We start from the raw sequence: 16,582 nt of genomic DNA, 5'->3' as shown, positions 1-16,582 counted from the left end.
ATGAAGAAAGCACTTATCACAGGTATCACTGGACAGGACGGCAGCTATCTCGCGGAATTACTCCTTGCGAAGGGCTACGAAGTACATGGCATTGTGCGCCGCGTAGCTATAGAAGCACCGACGCAGCGATTGGGACGCATACAGCATTTGATTGACGATATTCATCTGCACCCCGCATCCCTTGAAAGCTACCCGAGCCTGTTCAAGGTAGTGCGTGACGTGCAGCCTAATGAGTGCTATCACCTTGCGGCACAGAGTTTCGTGAGCTACTCATTCGAGGACGAATTCTCCACCTTCAACACGAATATCAACGGTACGCATTATCTGCTCTCCTCTATCAAGGAAAACGCACCAGATTGCCGTTTCTACTTCGCAGGTTCCAGCGAGATGTTCGGGAAGGTGCGTGAGACCCCGCAGAATGAAGATACGCCCTTCCATCCCCGCAGTGCTTACGGCATCACAAAAGTTGCAGGATTCGATCTGACCAGAAACTATCGCGAGGCATACGGAATCAAAGCGGCGAGCGGTATTCTTTACAATCATGAATCACCGCGTCGTGGCTTCGAATTCGTAACCAGGAAAATTACATCAACCGTCGCCCGCATCAAGCAAGGAAAGGCGAAGGAGTTACGGCTCGGAAACCTGGATGCAAAACGGGACTGGGGCTACGCGAAAGAATACGTTGAGGCGATGTGGCTGATTCTGCAGCAGGATGAGCCGAAGGATTATGTCATCGCAACCGGAAAAACACACAGCGTACGTGAATTTGTGAAGGTGGCCTTTGATCATGTTGGATTGAACTGGGAAGATCATGTTGTGGTAGATCCTGCGTTTTATCGCCCAGCTGAAGTTGAATTGCTTCTCGGTGATCCCTCGCGTGCAAAAGCCGAACTGGGATGGGAGCACAATACACTTTTCAAACAGCTGGTTGAGTTGATGGTGGATTCGGATATAGATGCGATAGAGGCTTTCTAACGTTGAAAAAAGTTTTAATACTTACTGACAATCCATTTGGCTATACAACGGCTTCAGAATTGAAGGATAAATACGATTGCATAGATATTTATCAATCGCCAAATGGACCTCTATCTGGGGTCAAGCGTTTGAATGTAAAGGAACGCTCTACTGTGATCGCCCATAAATACGATGTTGTTTTTTCAATTCATTGTAAGCAATTATTCCCAGTTGAAATGGTAGAATGCGTTCGATGTATAAATGTACATCCCGGTTTCAATCCAATTCATCGAGGTTGGTTCCCGCATGTCTTCTCAATCATGGACGGGCAGAAAGCGGGTGTGACAATTCATGAGATTGATGCGAAATTGGACCACGGACCAATTATCGTTCAACTGGAATACAATATTAAGGATTGGGATACATCTGCTAGTGTGTACGAAGCTCTCATGAGGATCGAGCGAGACTTACTTCTTGAAAATTTTGAGCGCATCCTCAATCGCGGTTACGATACGTTCATCCCAGAGGAAGGAAACGTTAACTATTTTAGGGATTACCGTCAGTTGCTTGAGATTAATCTTGAGGAAGTTGGTACATACCATGATCTAATTAATAAACTAAGGGCTCTTACGCATCCACCATACAAAAACGCCTATTTTATTGACTCAGCAGGTAACAAGGTATTTGTATCCATCAACCTGGAAAAAGACAAATAGGCTTTGGCAAAAGTATATAGATTTCTCATTCTCAACTATCGAATATATCATGCAAGTCCCCCTCTTAGACCTTAAAGCCCAGTACCAGCAGATCAATAACGAAGTTGAACCCGTACTTCTCAAAGTAGCTGAAGACCAGGCGTTCATTCTCGGTGCCGAAGTCAAAAAGCTGGAAGACAACATCGCAGCGTATGTTGGTGCTAAGCATGCCATCGGTGTTTCCTCCGGCACGGACGCATTGCTCTTGGCCATGATGGCGCTGAATATCGGCCCCGGTGATGGAGTCATCGTACCAACATTCTCCTTCTTCGCTACGGCAGGTGTCGTTTCGCGACTGAATGCTACGCCTATCTTTATTGATATCGACCCGATCACGTTCAATATCGATCCAAAGGGAATCGAGACTGCGTACGAGAAGTACAAGGATGACCTCAACATCAAAGCTGTCGTGCCGGTGCACCTTTTCGGTCAGTCTGCGGACATGGACCCCATCATGGCATTCGCGAACGAGAAGGGACTGTTTGTCATCGAGGATGCCGCCCAGGCTATCGGTACAGCATTCCGGGATGGCCGCCGCGTGGGCAGTATTGGCACTGTTGGCTGTTTCTCCTTCTTCCCGAGCAAGAATCTGGGGGCTTTCGGTGATGGTGGCATCATTACTACGAACGATGAGGTACTGGCGCGGCGCATTGAACTTATGCGTGTCCATGGTGCTGAAAAGCGCTATTACCATGAAGTGATCGGTGGAAATTTCCGTCTCGATGCCATGCAGGCCGCGGTACTGAACGTCAAACTGAAGTATCTGGATGCGTGGCATGAAGGTCGCAGGGCAAACGCTGCCAACTACAACAATCTCTTCAAGGATGTGGAGACCGTACTCACGCCCAGGTCTGTGTATGAGGCAGATGGAATTCACAGGGATATTGCTTACCCTCACATCTATAACCAGTACGCCATACGGCTTCGCAACAGAGAGACCGTCATGGATAAACTGAACGAGAATGGGATTGGAAACGCAGTGTATTACCCTGTGCCCTTCCATGCACAGAAATGCTTCGGACACCTTCCAAGTGCTTCAAACTCTTTCCCGGTGGCGGACCAAATCTCAGCTGAAGTGCTGTCACTGCCGGTCTATCCGGAACTCACTGATGAAATGCAGAAATTTGTCGCAAATACAATCATTGAAGCAGTTCGGTAGGCTCACATGAAAGGCATTATTCTCGCAGGTGGTTCAGGAACCAGATTGTATCCATCGACGCTGGTCGTATCCAAGCAATTGCTACCGATTTACGACAAGCCAATGATCTATTATCCCCTGACGACGCTTATGCTCGCAGGGATACGGGAGATTCTTATAATCTCCACTCCCCATGACCTCCCTTTATTTAAAAGGTTGCTGGGTAATGGCTCGCAATGGGGGCTGACACTTGAGTATGCTGAGCAGCCAAAACCTGAAGGCCTAGCACAGGCATTTATCATCGGGGAGGAGTTTATTGGAGGCGAACCGAGTTGCCTTATCCTGGGCGACAATCTCTTCTATGGCGCAAACCTGGAGCGAACGGTAAAGGATGCTGCTGAGCTTGGCCATGGGGGTACGATTTTCGCGTACTATGTCAGAGATCCTAAAAGATACGGTGTTGTTGAGTTTGACGAGTCGTTCCGCGCTTTGTCCATAGAGGAGAAGCCAGCAGTTCCAAGGTCGAACTATGCTGTGCCAGGACTGTATTTTTTTGATGGCAGAGCAAGCAAAATTGCAAGAGACTTGACTCCGTCTCCAAGAGGTGAATTGGAAATTACTGATCTCAACAACATGTATCTCGAAGAAGGTACTCTGAATGTGAGTGTTTTCGGGCGTGGTACCGCGTGGCTCGACACAGGGACACATGAATCCTTGTTGCAGGCGGCGAGTTTCATCGAAACGATCGAGCAGCGGCAAGGTTTGAAGATAGGGTGTCCTGAAGAGGTTGCATGGAGACAGGGCCACATTTCTGATTCTCAACTTGGTGAACTTGCGAATCTGTACAATAAGAATCCATATGGCGTATATCTAAAGGAGTTGCTTGGTTAGATTATTGTATTCAGATCTTATATCTACTTGTCGCTTAATATGAAAAATTTTGCACTAATCGGCGTTGCCGGCTACATAGCACCACGGCATCTCAAAGCGATACAGAATACTGGTAGCAACTTACTCGCTGCTTGCGATCCACATGATTCTGTTGGTATTTTGGATAGCTATTTTCCAAAGGCGAGTTTCTTCACCGAGTATGAGCGATTTGACAGACATATTGAGAAGTTGCGTAGAGGGCCTAGCGAAGGACGTGTGAATTATGTTAGTATATGTACACCAAATCATCTACATGACGCACATATTCGGCAAGCTCTGCGTGTTGGCGCTGATGCCGTTTGTGAAAAACCCGTTGTGCTCAATCCATGGAACCTGGATGCATTGGCAGAACTCGAACAGGAGTACGGCCAGCGAATCTGGACGGTCCTGCAACTGCGTGTCCACCCTTCCATCTTGGAGCTGAAGGCGAAACTGGATCGGCAGTTCAAGAGTACAGAACAGAATAAGGGAGACAATCGGTGCCAGGTTGATCTTACTTATATCACCACACGGGGAGTTTGGTATGATTATTCTTGGAAAGGCCAGGTAGAGAAATCAGGCGGAATAGCAACGAATATCGGTGTCCATTTTTTCGATCTCCTCCTTTGGCTATTTGGCTATGTGCGTTCAAGCGAGATGCATCTTTCCCAGACACGCAGGATGAGCGGCTATCTCAATCTCAGGAATGCCGATGTTCGCTGGTATTTGTCTCTCGAGAGAGATGATCTCCCCGCCGACGTCGTCGAGAGCGGCGGAAGCACGTTTCGGTCGATCACCGTGGATGGGAAGGAAGTAGAATTTACCGGGGGATTCGCCGACCTGCATACAGAAGTATATAAGGCGACTCTTGATGGAAATGGCTTTGGGCTGGAGGATGCGTATCCTTCAATCCAACTCGTTCATAATTTACGCCATGACAGTCCGATCAACGTCCCCGACGATGAACGAATCCATGCCCTGCTTCGAGGCAGGAATCTCGCGTAGATGTTGTACCAATCGATACAAAGGTACTGATAGATGGAATCATGCTTTGTTCACCAATCTGCCTTCGTCGATGAAGATGTTCTTATCGGAGTAGGGACCAAGATCTGGCACTTCACTCACGTACAAAGCGGTGCTCGAATCGGCAGAAGCTGCGTGTTCGGTCAAAACGTGAATGTGGGGAACAACGTTTTGATCGGAGATTTCTGCAAGGTGCAGAATAATGTTTCGATTTACGAAGGCGTCATTCTCGAAGACTATGTCTTCTGTGGTCCGTCCATGGTGTTCACCAACGTGCTGAAGCCTAGATGCAAATATCCACAGCGAGGGTCTGAGCACTACGTGGAAACCCGAGTCAAAGAAGGCGCTTCGCTTGGAGCCAACTGCACCATCGTATGCGGCACCAGAATTGGGAAGCACGCCATTGTGGGAGCTGGAGCGGTGGTTACCAGAGATGTCCCTGACTACGCGCTCGTTTTAGGCACACCCGCTAGGGTAGTTGGGTGGGTCAGTGAAGCGGGTGAGCGTCTCGATTTCTCGCAATCGGAAACAACCCGTTGTTCAGTGTCAGGCATGCAGTATACACTTGTGGATGGCAGGGTTCTTGAATCTTAATCTTGAGTTCGAGCACAGTGAACGAATCAAAGAATAACGAAAAATCACCGGTCCATGTGACGTCTCCATTGCTTCCCGGCAAGGAAGTTTTTACGAAGGAATTAGAGGATATCTGGTCAAGCCGGTGGTTGACGAACAACGGGAAGTTTCATCAGCGGCTTGAAGAACGTCTATCCTCGTATCTCGGGGCACCGTATCCCTCCCTGGTGTCAAACGGAACGCTCGGATTGATGCTCGCCCTGAAGGCTTTCTGCCCTCCCGGCAGCGAGGTTATCACGACACCATTTTCATTTATCGCTACGGCACATGCCATTTTATGGTGCGGTCTCATCCCTGTCTTCTGTGATATTGAACCTGAGGGATTCGGAATAGATCCCGCTCAGATTGAATCGCATATCACTTCACGCACGAGCGCAATTCTTCCTGTACATGTCTACGGCTATCCGTGTGATGTTGAGAAGGTTGACTTTATCGCCGAGAAGTACGGACTAAGCGTGATTTACGACGCCGCACATGTATTCGGCGTCCGCTACAAAGGTCGTCCCATTACGGAATGGGGCGATGCCTCCGTCCTAAGTTTCCACGCGACGAAACTGTTTAATACTATGGAGGGTGGAGCGGTCTTCTCGAAATCCGAGGAAGCGCAGAAGAAGATCAATCTTCTGCGTAACTTCGGTATCACCAGCGAGACGACTGTAGAAGAAATCGGAATGAATGCGAAGCTGAATGAAATCCAATCGCTATGGGGATTGCTGGTACTCGATGAGATCGATGATGAGCTGGCGAGACGACGCGAACTGGACACGCTGTACCGGAACTCGCTGAGTGGTTTCGAGTTCATTTCCATTCCGGAGATTGATCCGGATGTGGAGTGGAACTACGCCTATTTTCCGGTGCTGTTTGGTAAAGCAGGCCAGGCGGCACGCGATGCGGCGTATGATGCGCTCCGTGCGCAGGGAATCTACACGCGAAAGTATTTCTATCCCCTGATCACACAGGTTGAAAGTTATGCGTCGTATAGGGATAGTTACACACCTGTCGCGAAGGGGATTTCGGAATCTGTACTGTGCCTGCCAATGTATGGCGATCTCGGGCATGACGTCGTCGAGCATATCCAAGATGTGCTGTGGAAGATGGGATGAGCAGCTGGCTCCCTGCAGTGGCAGGTCAACGGGTGAAGAGGACTTTCAGTGTCAGACGTTGACAGGAAAGATATCCAGCGGAAGGGCGTTTCCGCATATGCATGGGATGTATCAGGTAAGTTACTGAAGCAGGGTGTTACGTTTTTCGTGACAGTATTGCTCGCGCGAATCCTCGGTCCCGAAGAATTTGGTCTTGTCGCCATGTCGATGTTCTTCGTATCGATATCTACGATACTGATCGACCTCGGACTGAGTTCCTCCCTTATTCAGGCAAAAGAGGTATCAAACGAAGAGTACTCAACAATATTTTATTTGAATATTACCATCGGCGCTTTGATCGCGATCGTGCTATACACTGGCAGTGAGGTGATAGCCCGGTTCTACGACGAACCGAGGATTGCAGACATTATGCGTCTGCTTGCGATCAATCCAATAATTGGTTCGTTGAATGTGGTGCATATTGCGATTTTGACACGGGAAATGCGTTTCCGTGTTCAAACCTATGCTAGCTTCGTATCGTCGATCGTGGCGGGCTCCGTGGCGATAACCATGGCATATTTGGGTTACGGGGTCTGGGCCCTGGTTATTCAGGCCATAATGGGTATGGCAGTTCAGACCGTCATCATCTGGTCGGTAGAAGAATGGATCCCGAGACTGCATTTCAACACGCGGATACTGCGGAAGCATCTGCCGTTCAGCGGGAGGATGTTTCTTGCCGGGGCGATTAACACGGTATACCAGCGGGTGGACATCCTCATTATAGGGAAGCTGTTCTCGGCTGCCGATCTGGGACTATACTATCGTGCGGTTTCCTTCAACACGATGATCATCCGGTATGCCGGAAACAGCCTCGTACGAGTATTCTTCCCCCTCATTAGCAAGATGCAGGACGACCATGCTGCAATCAGAAAAGCGGTATCGAGAAGCCTGAACGTGTTGAGCTTAGTCGTTTTCGCTATGTCAGCGGTGCTGTACGTATCCGCAGATGAAATTATCGTATTGCTCTTCACGGATAAGTGGCTCGCATCCGCACCGTACCTGCGCCTTGCCATGCTGTTCGCCTACGCGTATCCCATGTCGGCTATTCTTGTTAACGTCGTCAGTGGAACGCGGCACGGGAAGAGCTTTTTGCGTCTGGAACTCTACAAGAAAGCAGTGTTGACGATCTGCATGCCCGTCGGATTCTATTTCGGTATTACTGGGTACCTGGTGGCGCTCACCGTGGGGCAAGCGATCGGCGTCATGCTCAACTTCTGGACGGCTGGAGGCATTGTTCGTATACCGTTCAAGAGGATCGTAAACTGGATCTACAGTTATGCGTTCATCGCGTTGGCGGCTGGGGCGATCATAACAACACTGTACCATTTGCTCTGGCAATATGATAATGCGCAGATGTCCATGGCATTGGGATTTGCGATAAAAACATTCGGTGTGCTGACGGTGTATGGATTGACGAGCTGGCTGCTGAGGATGAACGGTCTTCAGGAGCTACTGACACTCAGAAAACGGATCATGAAGTGAGCAGCTCTGATCCTGCACAAGGTGTACCATGGCATTGGGTGAGCGCTCGGTTGCTTAATCCGGCACACGGCACACGCTTCGCGAGGAGGGACGATGAGTTTTGATGTAAGTATTCTGGTCATAACCTATAATCACGAGGAGTTCATCACAGATGCTCTCACGGGAATCTGTCAGCAGAACCTCGGCGATTTATCCGTCGAAATTGTGGTTACCGATGATTGCTCCACGGATAATACCGCGGGATTTGTCCGGTCAATGGACGTCGAAAACCAGACACTACGACTGTTCGTGAATGCGAAAAACGAAGGTCCTATGCGGAATCTCACGAATGGTCTTCGGAAGTGCAGGGGCAGGTACATCGCTTTGTGTGAAGGAGATGATTTCTGGATCGATCCGAACAAGCTTTTAAAGCAAATGGCAGTGATGGCTAGAGAGCCGGGTGTCGCTGCTTCGTATTCGTCTGTTACCATCGTTGATAGGGAAGGAAGAGAAGTAGGTACGCGGAACATCAGGAAGAGGGAGTTACGACAAACGGATGTGTTGCGCGGCGTAATTCCACCGACGGCGACAGTGCTATTTCGCAGAGATTGTATAAAGGAAAAGGATCTCGAAATACTCAACAGGGTGCAGTACGGCGATCGCCTTCTGCTCGCTTTGGTTACGAGATTTGGAATAGCCAGATCTGTGGAGGGTCCCCATGCGGCCTACAGGGTACACGCGGGCGGCCTGTTCTCCATGCAAAACGAGGTCTTCAGAGCACAAAAAGCACTGCAAACATACCGGGTAATGTACGAGGTGTTTGAGAAACGATCACAGCGCAAAGCGATCGCAATTGGTGCATCTGACAAATTTTCCTTTCTGATCGTAAATGCTCTAGTTCTCACTGGTGATTGTGGGTTCCGGCAGATCATGAAGGAGTGGTACGCACTGGCCGGAGCAAAACAGCTGGCACTGATCATGTTGCATGCAGGAAAAACGATCGTTATACGTGCATTGCGAGGGAGGCTGTGAGCACCGAAGCGTATCGACCGGGAAACGTGGAGGAAGCCCGAATTGCGGTCATTATCCCGGTGAAGAATCGATTCAAACCTTTGCAGGCCGCCATAGATAGCGCTGCTCGCCAAACGCTGAAGCCGAAAGAGATCATCATCGTCGACGACGGATCGGATCGGCCGGTTGAGGATATCCTGACGAATCGCTACGATGGTATCGTACGAGTGATCCGGAAGGACAGATCACATGGTGCGGCTCAGGCGCGCAATGACGGTGTCGAGGCCGCATCGAGTGACTTGATTGCATTCCTGGACTCGGATGATACATGGGAGCAGCAAAAGCTTGAGAAGCAGGTCGAGGCGCTACTGTCTGTCGAGCGTGACCACCCTCTCATTTATACGCGCGTGGCGGTACACAGCGGGAGTGGGAAACGGGATGATGATGGTAGCAACGAGCATGAAGGATCTCTGCAAACTGTCCTGGAGATGGGTTGGTATGGACCGCTCACTTCGTCGGTTCTGATGAAAAAGGATACATTCGCACTTGTAGACGGTTTCGATCCGAACATGCAGAGCATGCAGGAAGTAGACCTGTATTACCGCTTGAGAACGCGCGTATTCTTCAAAGCCGTCCGCAGCCCGGAGACAAACAGATACGAGTACGGAGACAGTATCACCGGCAACAGTGCGAACTATGTACATGGCAGGGAGCGTTTCATCGCGAAACACAGGAAGAGCATGAGCAATCGGTACAGAGCAAAACTCTACCGCGCGATCGCGATGCGATTGCTGCGCGAAACCAGGTTGCGTGCCCTGCGGTACGCCCTAAAAGCATGCCTGGAATCACCACTTGAGAAAAGGAACTATGGTGTTGTCATGCGTGTCGTTCTGATAGGTAGATGACAATGGCTACTGTGTCGATTGTTACGATAGCCTTCAACGATGTCAAGAGAATCGAGAGGACGATTAGATCCATTCGCGATCAATTGCGACATCCAGACCAGTACATCGTCATGGATGGAGGATCAGAGGATGGAACAACAGATATCGTCGCTCGATACCCAGATGTCATCACGACTTACAGCAGTGAACCCGACGAGGGTATTTATGATGCCATGAACAAGGGAATTCGCGTAGCTACTGGCGAGTGGATTGGTATCGTCAATGCCGGTGACTTCTATTTCCCCTGGACGATCAATACTGTGCTGCAGTTTGCAGAATCCTCCGACGCAGATATACTCCACGGAAACCAGATGGTTTTCACAGAATATCCTTCATTCTCGTATTTCAGGCATAAGCAGCCATCAAGCAACAGCGAGGATCTGGAGAACAAACCATCGATTTTCCATCCTACCTGCTTCGTTAAAAAAGCACTATATGAGCGCATTGGGCTGTTCGACGAAAGCTATCGCGTCGATGCTGATTACGAATTTCTGCTGCGCGCAAAGCGCGAGGGTGCAAGGTTCGCATATGTTCCGCAAACACTGACAGGATTCCAAACGGGTGGTGTGAGCGGAGGATGCACGAGGTTCAGTGAGGGATATAGAATTCTGAAGGAATATGGGATACCACGATATACCTCTAATACGGTTAAGCTGCTACGATGCTTGCTGAGGAAGGCGATTGCATTCGTCGTGGATATAGACAGGCGAGTGGAGAAGAAACGACTTCAGGAATCTAAATCATGAGAGCATTTGCAGACATACAGATTGGAGATAAAGAGAAAGTACGGCACCGGATTACAACAGACGACATTACCCGGTTTGCCGCATTGACTGGTGATGACAACAAATTGCACATCGACAAACAGTTTGCCGCGGCGACGCAATTCATGAAGCCTATTGCGCACGGGATGCTTGGCGCCGCGTTTATTTCAACGCTGATCGGTACGAAGCTGCCCGGTGATGGTGCTCTCTGGCATCGGCAGACACTGGAGTTCGTGCGACCGGTCTATGAAGGAGACGCCATCACGGTCACGGCAACGGTCACCAGCAAAAAGAAGCGCACGAAAACCATCGTCCTGGATGTGATCATTCGGAACCACCGTAGACAGGTCGTCACACGCGGAGAAGCGCACGTCAAAGTGCTCAGCCCGCAACCGGAGAAAGTTCAGGACTCGCGAAATTCTGCTTCCTATGCCGCCGTGCTCGTTGTTGGAGGTAGCGGCGGGATCGGCACCGCTGTCGCACAGGAGTTGGGACATCGTGCCCGACCGGTTGCCGTACACTGTCACAGCGACAGGAACGCCGCGAGCAGTGTCGTGGAAACGATCCGTGCCGGCAGCGGAGAAGCGTTAGTCGTCGAGGCTGATGTGAGAAAGTCGGAGGAGATGGAGGACGCAGCGAGGCAGGCCGCGTATCGTCTGGGCGGACTGGACGGTCTCGTCTATTGTGTGACAAGTCCGCTAGACGACAGTACCTACGAGGAACTTTCGTGGCAGGATTTCGAGGAGGCCCTCGATATTGAACTGCGCGGCGCGTGGAATGCCGTGCAGTCCGTATTGCCGCACATGAAAGAGAGAGGTGAAGGCAGCATCGTGTTTCTTTCGACGCAGGCCGTCGATACACCGAGCGCTGAGTGGATGCCCTATATCACGGCGAAGTCCGCGCTTGAAGGACTCGCGCGATCACTCGCAGTGGCGCTCGCTCCGTACTCCATCCGCGTGAATATCGTAGCGCCCGGTATGACGGACACAAAGCTTATCGCCGGACTCCCTTCAATTGTAAAAACGCGTATCCAGGCAACCGCTCCAATGAAGCGGCTAGCTGACCCTAAGGATATTGCCGGAGTTATCGCCTTCTTGCTTTCGCGGGACAGCAGCTACTGTACGGGCGAGACGATTCGTGTCAACGGTGGGCAGGTAATGCGATGAAGGATATGAAATTCGCGGAGATCATCGCGGCAAACCGGGACTTGGGAGGATCCATGCATGGGGAGCCGATGGGAGTGAAGGTGCTCTCTAATGTCATCGTGCAACCGGTGAAGGACGTTCTCGAGTATGCGCTGCGCTCCACAGGTGTTTTCGTGAATGTCACGCTTGGAGACTATGATCAAATCGTTCAGGAGAGTGCCGGCGTCAACGCGCGCGTGGTGATGGTGATCTGGGAGGCGGCCAATGCTGCCGAAGGACTGCCACACCGACTGGAGTTGATGGAGACTGCGGAGCGAGAAGCACTATTCCGGCACGTCGCTTCGGAAATCACGCTCGTGGCTAGAAACCTCTCTCAGGTGCCGCTGCTTCTCTGGACGGAGTTCTCTGCCTTTCCGTTTACTGCCGGATATGCGAATGCTACTGCGTATGATGACTTCGTTGATCGATGCAATGCGCATCTCCGGGATGCTCTCCCTCAGAATGGCCGTCTTATCAACGTCGACAAGATCTATGCGCGCGCGTCGCTCGAATCAGCACTGGACTGGCGCGGCTGGTATAATGCTAGCGCGTTGTATGCCGTTCCGTTTTATAAAGAGCTAGCGACTTCTGTGAAGCCCTGGTTCGATTCACTCGCCGGACGTACGGCGAAGTTGCTTCTGATGGACTGCGACAACACACTCTGGGGAGGCATCCTCGGAGAAGACACACCTTCCGGTGTGCAACTCGATCCGCATCAGTACCCGGGCTCCGTCTTCGATGAGATTCAGCAGCGAGCCAAGGCACTCGGGAAGCGCGGTGTCCTGCTCGGTCTGTGTAGTAAAAACAATGCCGAGGATGTGGATGCCATGCTGCGTGATCACCCGTGGATGGTGTTGAGAGACGATGACCTGACGGTAAAACGGGTTTCCTGGTACCCGAAAACGGATAGCATAAGGGACGCAGCCGCAGAACTCAATCTGGGCCTGGATTCCTTCGTTTTCCTTGATGATTCGGATTTCGAGATTGGCCTTGTCCGCGCCCAGCTGCCCGAGGTCACGACCTTCCAGGTACCGGCGAAACTCTATCGTTACCCGGCACTGTTTCGGGAACTCGAAACACGTTTCACGCAGCTGTCACTGTCCTCCGAAGATCTTCAGCGGAAGCGACAGTACCACGAAGAACGTATGCGCACTGAGGAGCGTGAGCGCCATTCGGACTTTGAGAGTTATCTGCAGGGTCTTGGTATCAAGATGATGGTTTCTTGTAACGATCCTGACACCATCCCTCGTATCGCGCAAATGACACAGAAAACGAATCAGTTTAACCTGACCACCCGGCGCTACACTGAGGCCGACATCACCGCGTTCACGGAGTCTGACAACACGGATGTATTCGCGTTTGCGGTGCAGGATAATTACGGGGACAGCGGAATCACCGCGGCATGCATCCTGCATCATACGGAAGCGTGCTGCGACATCGATACGCTTCTCATGAGCTGCCGCATCATCGGACGCAACATCGAGTACGCAGTGATGCAAAGTATTGTGGCGCATTGCGCTTCGCGTGGGGTGGAAACGCTGAACGGGATGTATATCCCTACCGAGAAGAACATGCAGGTTGCTGAGTACTATCCGCGCTGCGGATTCACTCCGTCCGATACGGGTGAAGACGGGGCGAGTGGCTTCACGCTTCAGGTCAGCAGGTACCAGCCCAACGAATTGTCATATATCGAGGTTATTCATGCGTGAACAAATATATCGTGTGTTTTCACAGGTACTCGGCCTGGACCCAGCTGCCATCAGCAGTACGACCGGACCAGAGAACACATCAGGCTGGGACAGCCTCAAACATCTGAACCTTGTCGCAGCTCTGGAAGAAGAATTCGAGGTCGAGTTTACAGATACGGAAGTTGTTGACTGTGTGAGTCCGGCAATGGCGATGGAAATTCTTCAGCAGAAGATCGGGAGCCGATGAGCAAGATTGATTATACATCTTTGATCAACTATCTGCATACCGGAATTCAAGAATCAGAAATCCTCGTCCTGATTATTACGGATCGCGCGCTGTTGTCATATCTTCGCACCAACGAGGATGCTCGGGAGGCTCTTCTCCGGTCGCTAGAATGGACAACGGTGCTCACTATCGACTGTTCTGCCAACGACGGTGACAACGAGGGGATCGCGAGCGTCTTGGCAACTGCTTCGTGGGTGAAACTGCAGCCGAGATGTGGAGCGCATGTCGTCTGGACCGCATGCGGCCCTCTGGCCGATTACCTGCTCAATGCAGATAGCGTCACCGGCTATGATGAGCGATCCCCGCTGTCGCGTGCCGCCGGTAGGGAGGCCTCACTTGTTCTCATCGGCGATGATTCGGCGGCAGCATTAATTCCATGGTTCGAGGAAGAGGCGGAGGTACCCCATCGTTTCTGGAAGAAGTATGAGGTGGGCGGTGAGGACTCTGAATGCGCAGGAAGAGCGGTTGGCTTCAGATTTGAATTGCTAGAAGGGAAGCGTGTGAAGTTTTCGATGGAAGCTCTAGCAGGCATCGCAGGTGATTCGTGGAGCCTGAGGAACCTCGCTGGCCTCTCGGTCGCCGTGGGACCACTCGCAGGTCTGCGAGAAAATGTTCATAGTGTCCTGGCCGCTACTCCTGACTACTTCCTGGAAAAGCCGGACGAAGATTCCGCGTCAGCTGACCATCCTATCTTGCGGCTCGACCATATTGGGATTGTATCCAAGTATGAAATGAAGATCAGGAAACTGCTCGGACTGCTCGGAGCGCGTATTGCGTACGAGGGTGTTGTCGAAGCCATCGGTGTGAACTGCCAGTACCATGTATACGAGAACGTCGACGTGGAGATCGTGTCGCCGATCAGAGAAAACAGCATCGTGTCTGCCCACCAGCAGAAACTGCCCTTCAATCCGATTCATCACATCGCCTTCGAAGTGCGATCTCTGGAAGAAGGAGTCGCATATTTCCGCGACCTGGGGTATCATCCTATCGATGGCAGGGTACTGCTTGCTCCCAAACCGTATCACAGGGTTGTCTTTCTCTCACCGGTACAGACGGGCGGACTGCTGATCGAACTCGTCGCCGATGAAGGAAAGGACTTCCAGGTTTATGGCGGCGAGAAGGAGGATACTTGGACACTGTGACTATTATTCATCGAGTCGCGGCAATTGTACTGCAGTATCCGGATCGGCCTGCGCTGGAGATCGATTCCACGCAATGGTCCTACCGGGAACTCTGGCGGGCAGCAGGAGAAATCGCGCGCGTAATCGAGAGTCGTGAAGGAACGCGACGCACCCCCGTCGCGATATTCGCCTCGCGTTCCTTTGTCACGTACGTAGGGATACTCGGTATTCTACGATCCGGTCGTCCCTACCTTCCGATCAACCTGAAGTTCCCAGTTTCCCGTACGTCGCGGATGCTTGACCTGGCGCAGAGTGGTACCGCGATCGTGAGTGAGGAGTTCGAAGAGTATGTAAGGAAGATGCTGGATGACCATGCAACACAGTTGTCCCTTATCGACGTTGAAATACTTGCCCCGCTGTGCGAGGAGGCGGGAGCAGGAGACGAAGCTTCAGACAGCATGGAGCGAAGTATGCTGTTCGAAGAGCATTCCACTGAAGCCTACTTCTTGTTCACATCGGGGACCACCGGGGAGCCAAAGGGAATTCCTGTAACGCATGCGAACCTGGAAGCTTACATCGAGTTCATCCGGGGGGAATATGATTTAGGCCCCGATGACCGTATCTCGCAGGCGTTTGACACGACCTTCGACCCCAGCGTTCATGACATGTTTGTCTGCTGGTCCGCGGGTGCCTGCCTATGTCCACTTTCACCGAATGATCTTCTTCTCCCGAACCGCTTTATTAACCGGAAGAAGTTGACCGTCTGGAGTTCGGTGCCTTCGATTGCCCTGCGCATGAAGCAGGTCAGGATGCTGAAGCCGAACAGTCTTCCTACACTGCGTTATACACTGTTTACCGGTGAAGGATTGCCGGATCACGTGGCAGAATCTTGGAGTCAGGCCGCTCCGAATTCCGTCATTGTCAATGGGTATGGTCCAACGGAGATCACCATCAATATTTCCAGACATGAATGGAAGGCGTCCAGTTCTCCGGCTCTTGCCGTGAACGGGATCGTCCCCATCGGGAAGATTTTTTCGACCCATCGCTTTCGTATCGTCGACGAGCATTTACACCCCCTGAAGTGGGGTGCAAGAGGTGAATTGCTTGTTTCCGGTCCTCAGGTTACGAATGGATATTTGAAAGATGCCGACCGCACTAAGCATAGTTTCGTGAAAATCGAGGGTGAGGTGGGAATCTGGTATCGAACGGGTGACTTGGTCAACGAACTGGAAGACGGAACGCTGCAATACTTAGGGAGGATAGACCATCAGGTGCAGATCCGGGGTTATCGCGTGGAAATCGCGGAGGTGGAATCCTTCCTCCGCTCGATGGATGCTGTGACGGAGACGGTCGTCTTACCCCTTCAGGATTCGACAGGAATGGTGCACGGACTACATGCGTTCCTCCTCTCTTCGGCGGGAACGACGCTGCAGGGAGAAGCGTTGCATCTCTGCCGTGAGCATCTGCCGGAGTACATGGTTCCGACCCGCTTTACGGTCCTTGCTCAGTTCCCGATAACACCCAGTGGGAAAATCGATAGAAAACAATTGTTGGTCATGGAGAAATGAC

At 51.4% G+C, this 16,582-nt stretch carries 16 protein-coding genes; all 16 read left to right on the top strand.

Annotated features, from left to right (window positions below; genetic code table 11):
• Positions 1-975 (top strand): GDP-mannose 4,6-dehydratase, encoded by a 975-nt coding sequence (locus KQI65_00415; protein MCB2203180.1) that lies wholly within the window; start codon positions 1-3, stop codon positions 973-975.
• 2 nt (positions 976-977) lie between these two features.
• Positions 978-1,670 (top strand): dTDP-4-amino-4,6-dideoxyglucose formyltransferase, encoded by a 693-nt coding sequence (locus KQI65_00410; protein MCB2203179.1) that lies wholly within the window; start codon positions 978-980, stop codon positions 1,668-1,670.
• A gap of 49 nt (positions 1,671-1,719) precedes the next feature.
• A complete protein-coding gene (locus KQI65_00405; protein MCB2203178.1) occupies positions 1,720-2,868 on the top strand; it encodes a DegT/DnrJ/EryC1/StrS family aminotransferase in 1,149 nt (382 codons plus the stop codon).
• Positions 2,869-2,874: 6 nt separating this feature from the next.
• On the top strand, positions 2,875-3,738 hold the full coding sequence (gene rfbA / locus KQI65_00400) for a glucose-1-phosphate thymidylyltransferase RfbA (protein ID MCB2203177.1): 864 nt from the start codon (positions 2,875-2,877) through the stop codon (positions 3,736-3,738).
• Positions 3,739-3,777: 39 nt separating this feature from the next.
• The gene (locus tag KQI65_00395; protein MCB2203176.1) at positions 3,778-4,761 is read left to right on the top strand and encodes a Gfo/Idh/MocA family oxidoreductase; all 984 of its coding nucleotides are present in this window, start codon (positions 3,778-3,780) and stop codon (positions 4,759-4,761) included.
• Positions 4,762-4,794: 33 nt separating this feature from the next.
• Positions 4,795-5,373, top strand: a complete 579-nt coding sequence (locus KQI65_00390; GenBank protein MCB2203175.1) for an N-acetyltransferase — start codon at positions 4,795-4,797, stop codon at positions 5,371-5,373.
• 17 nt (positions 5,374-5,390) lie between these two features.
• A complete protein-coding gene (locus KQI65_00385; GenBank protein MCB2203174.1) occupies positions 5,391-6,515 on the top strand; it encodes a DegT/DnrJ/EryC1/StrS family aminotransferase in 1,125 nt (374 codons plus the stop codon).
• A 48-nt stretch (positions 6,516-6,563) separates the two neighbouring features.
• Positions 6,564-8,036: a lipopolysaccharide biosynthesis protein gene (locus tag KQI65_00380; protein ID MCB2203173.1), complete on the top strand. Its 1,473-nt coding sequence runs from the start codon at positions 6,564-6,566 to the stop codon at positions 8,034-8,036.
• Between the two features lie 93 nt (positions 8,037-8,129).
• On the top strand, positions 8,130-9,047 hold the full coding sequence (locus KQI65_00375) for a glycosyltransferase (GenBank protein MCB2203172.1): 918 nt from the start codon (positions 8,130-8,132) through the stop codon (positions 9,045-9,047).
• On the top strand, positions 9,044-9,931 hold the full coding sequence (locus KQI65_00370; protein ID MCB2203171.1) for a glycosyltransferase: 888 nt from the start codon (positions 9,044-9,046) through the stop codon (positions 9,929-9,931). Before KQI65_00375 ends, KQI65_00370 begins: the two co-directional genes overlap by 4 nt.
• A gap of 2 nt (positions 9,932-9,933) precedes the next feature.
• Positions 9,934-10,716: a glycosyltransferase gene (locus KQI65_00365; GenBank protein ID MCB2203170.1), complete on the top strand. Its 783-nt coding sequence runs from the start codon at positions 9,934-9,936 to the stop codon at positions 10,714-10,716.
• On the top strand, positions 10,713-11,900 hold the full coding sequence (locus KQI65_00360; GenBank protein MCB2203169.1) for an SDR family oxidoreductase: 1,188 nt from the start codon (positions 10,713-10,715) through the stop codon (positions 11,898-11,900). Before KQI65_00365 ends, KQI65_00360 begins: the two co-directional genes overlap by 4 nt.
• A complete protein-coding gene (locus KQI65_00355) occupies positions 11,897-13,627 on the top strand; it encodes an HAD-IIIC family phosphatase (protein MCB2203168.1) in 1,731 nt (576 codons plus the stop codon). The genes KQI65_00360 and KQI65_00355 overlap by 4 nt, the downstream gene beginning before the upstream one ends.
• The gene (locus KQI65_00350) at positions 13,620-13,853 is read left to right on the top strand and encodes an acyl carrier protein (protein ID MCB2203167.1); all 234 of its coding nucleotides are present in this window, start codon (positions 13,620-13,622) and stop codon (positions 13,851-13,853) included. Before KQI65_00355 ends, KQI65_00350 begins: the two co-directional genes overlap by 8 nt.
• Positions 13,850-15,034, top strand: a complete 1,185-nt coding sequence (locus KQI65_00345; protein MCB2203166.1) for a hypothetical protein — start codon at positions 13,850-13,852, stop codon at positions 15,032-15,034. The genes KQI65_00350 and KQI65_00345 overlap by 4 nt, the downstream gene beginning before the upstream one ends.
• Positions 15,022-16,581 carry an amino acid adenylation domain-containing protein gene (locus KQI65_00340; GenBank protein MCB2203165.1) on the top strand — a complete coding sequence of 520 codons (1,560 nt, stop codon included), beginning with the start codon at positions 15,022-15,024 and terminating at the stop codon, positions 16,579-16,581. The genes KQI65_00345 and KQI65_00340 overlap by 13 nt, the downstream gene beginning before the upstream one ends.
• Position 16,582 lies beyond the last annotated feature (1 nt).

It is taken from the genome of bacterium (assembly GCA_020444325.1).
Lineage (GTDB): Bacteria > Bacteroidota > Ignavibacteria > SZUA-365 > SZUA-365 > BM516.
This window is presented reverse-complemented; position numbering and strand designations above follow the sequence as displayed.

Coding starts and splice junctions, on each gene's coding strand:
- KQI65_00350 (MCB2203167.1), top strand. CDS start 13,620: ATGCGTGAACAAATATATCGTGTGTTTTCACAGGTACTCGGCCTGGAC.
- KQI65_00395 (MCB2203176.1), top strand. CDS start 3,778: ATGAAAAATTTTGCACTAATCGGCGTTGCCGGCTACATAGCACCACGG.
- KQI65_00365 (MCB2203170.1), top strand. CDS start 9,934: ATGGCTACTGTGTCGATTGTTACGATAGCCTTCAACGATGTCAAGAGA.
- KQI65_00375 (MCB2203172.1), top strand. CDS start 8,130: ATGAGTTTTGATGTAAGTATTCTGGTCATAACCTATAATCACGAGGAG.
- KQI65_00390 (MCB2203175.1), top strand. CDS start 4,795: ATGGAATCATGCTTTGTTCACCAATCTGCCTTCGTCGATGAAGATGTT.
- KQI65_00345 (MCB2203166.1), top strand. CDS start 13,850: ATGAGCAAGATTGATTATACATCTTTGATCAACTATCTGCATACCGGA.
- KQI65_00415 (MCB2203180.1), top strand. CDS start 1: ATGAAGAAAGCACTTATCACAGGTATCACTGGACAGGACGGCAGCTAT.
- KQI65_00355 (MCB2203168.1), top strand. CDS start 11,897: ATGAAGGATATGAAATTCGCGGAGATCATCGCGGCAAACCGGGACTTG.
- KQI65_00405 (MCB2203178.1), top strand. CDS start 1,720: ATGCAAGTCCCCCTCTTAGACCTTAAAGCCCAGTACCAGCAGATCAAT.
- KQI65_00360 (MCB2203169.1), top strand. CDS start 10,713: ATGAGAGCATTTGCAGACATACAGATTGGAGATAAAGAGAAAGTACGG.
- rfbA (MCB2203177.1), top strand. CDS start 2,875: ATGAAAGGCATTATTCTCGCAGGTGGTTCAGGAACCAGATTGTATCCA.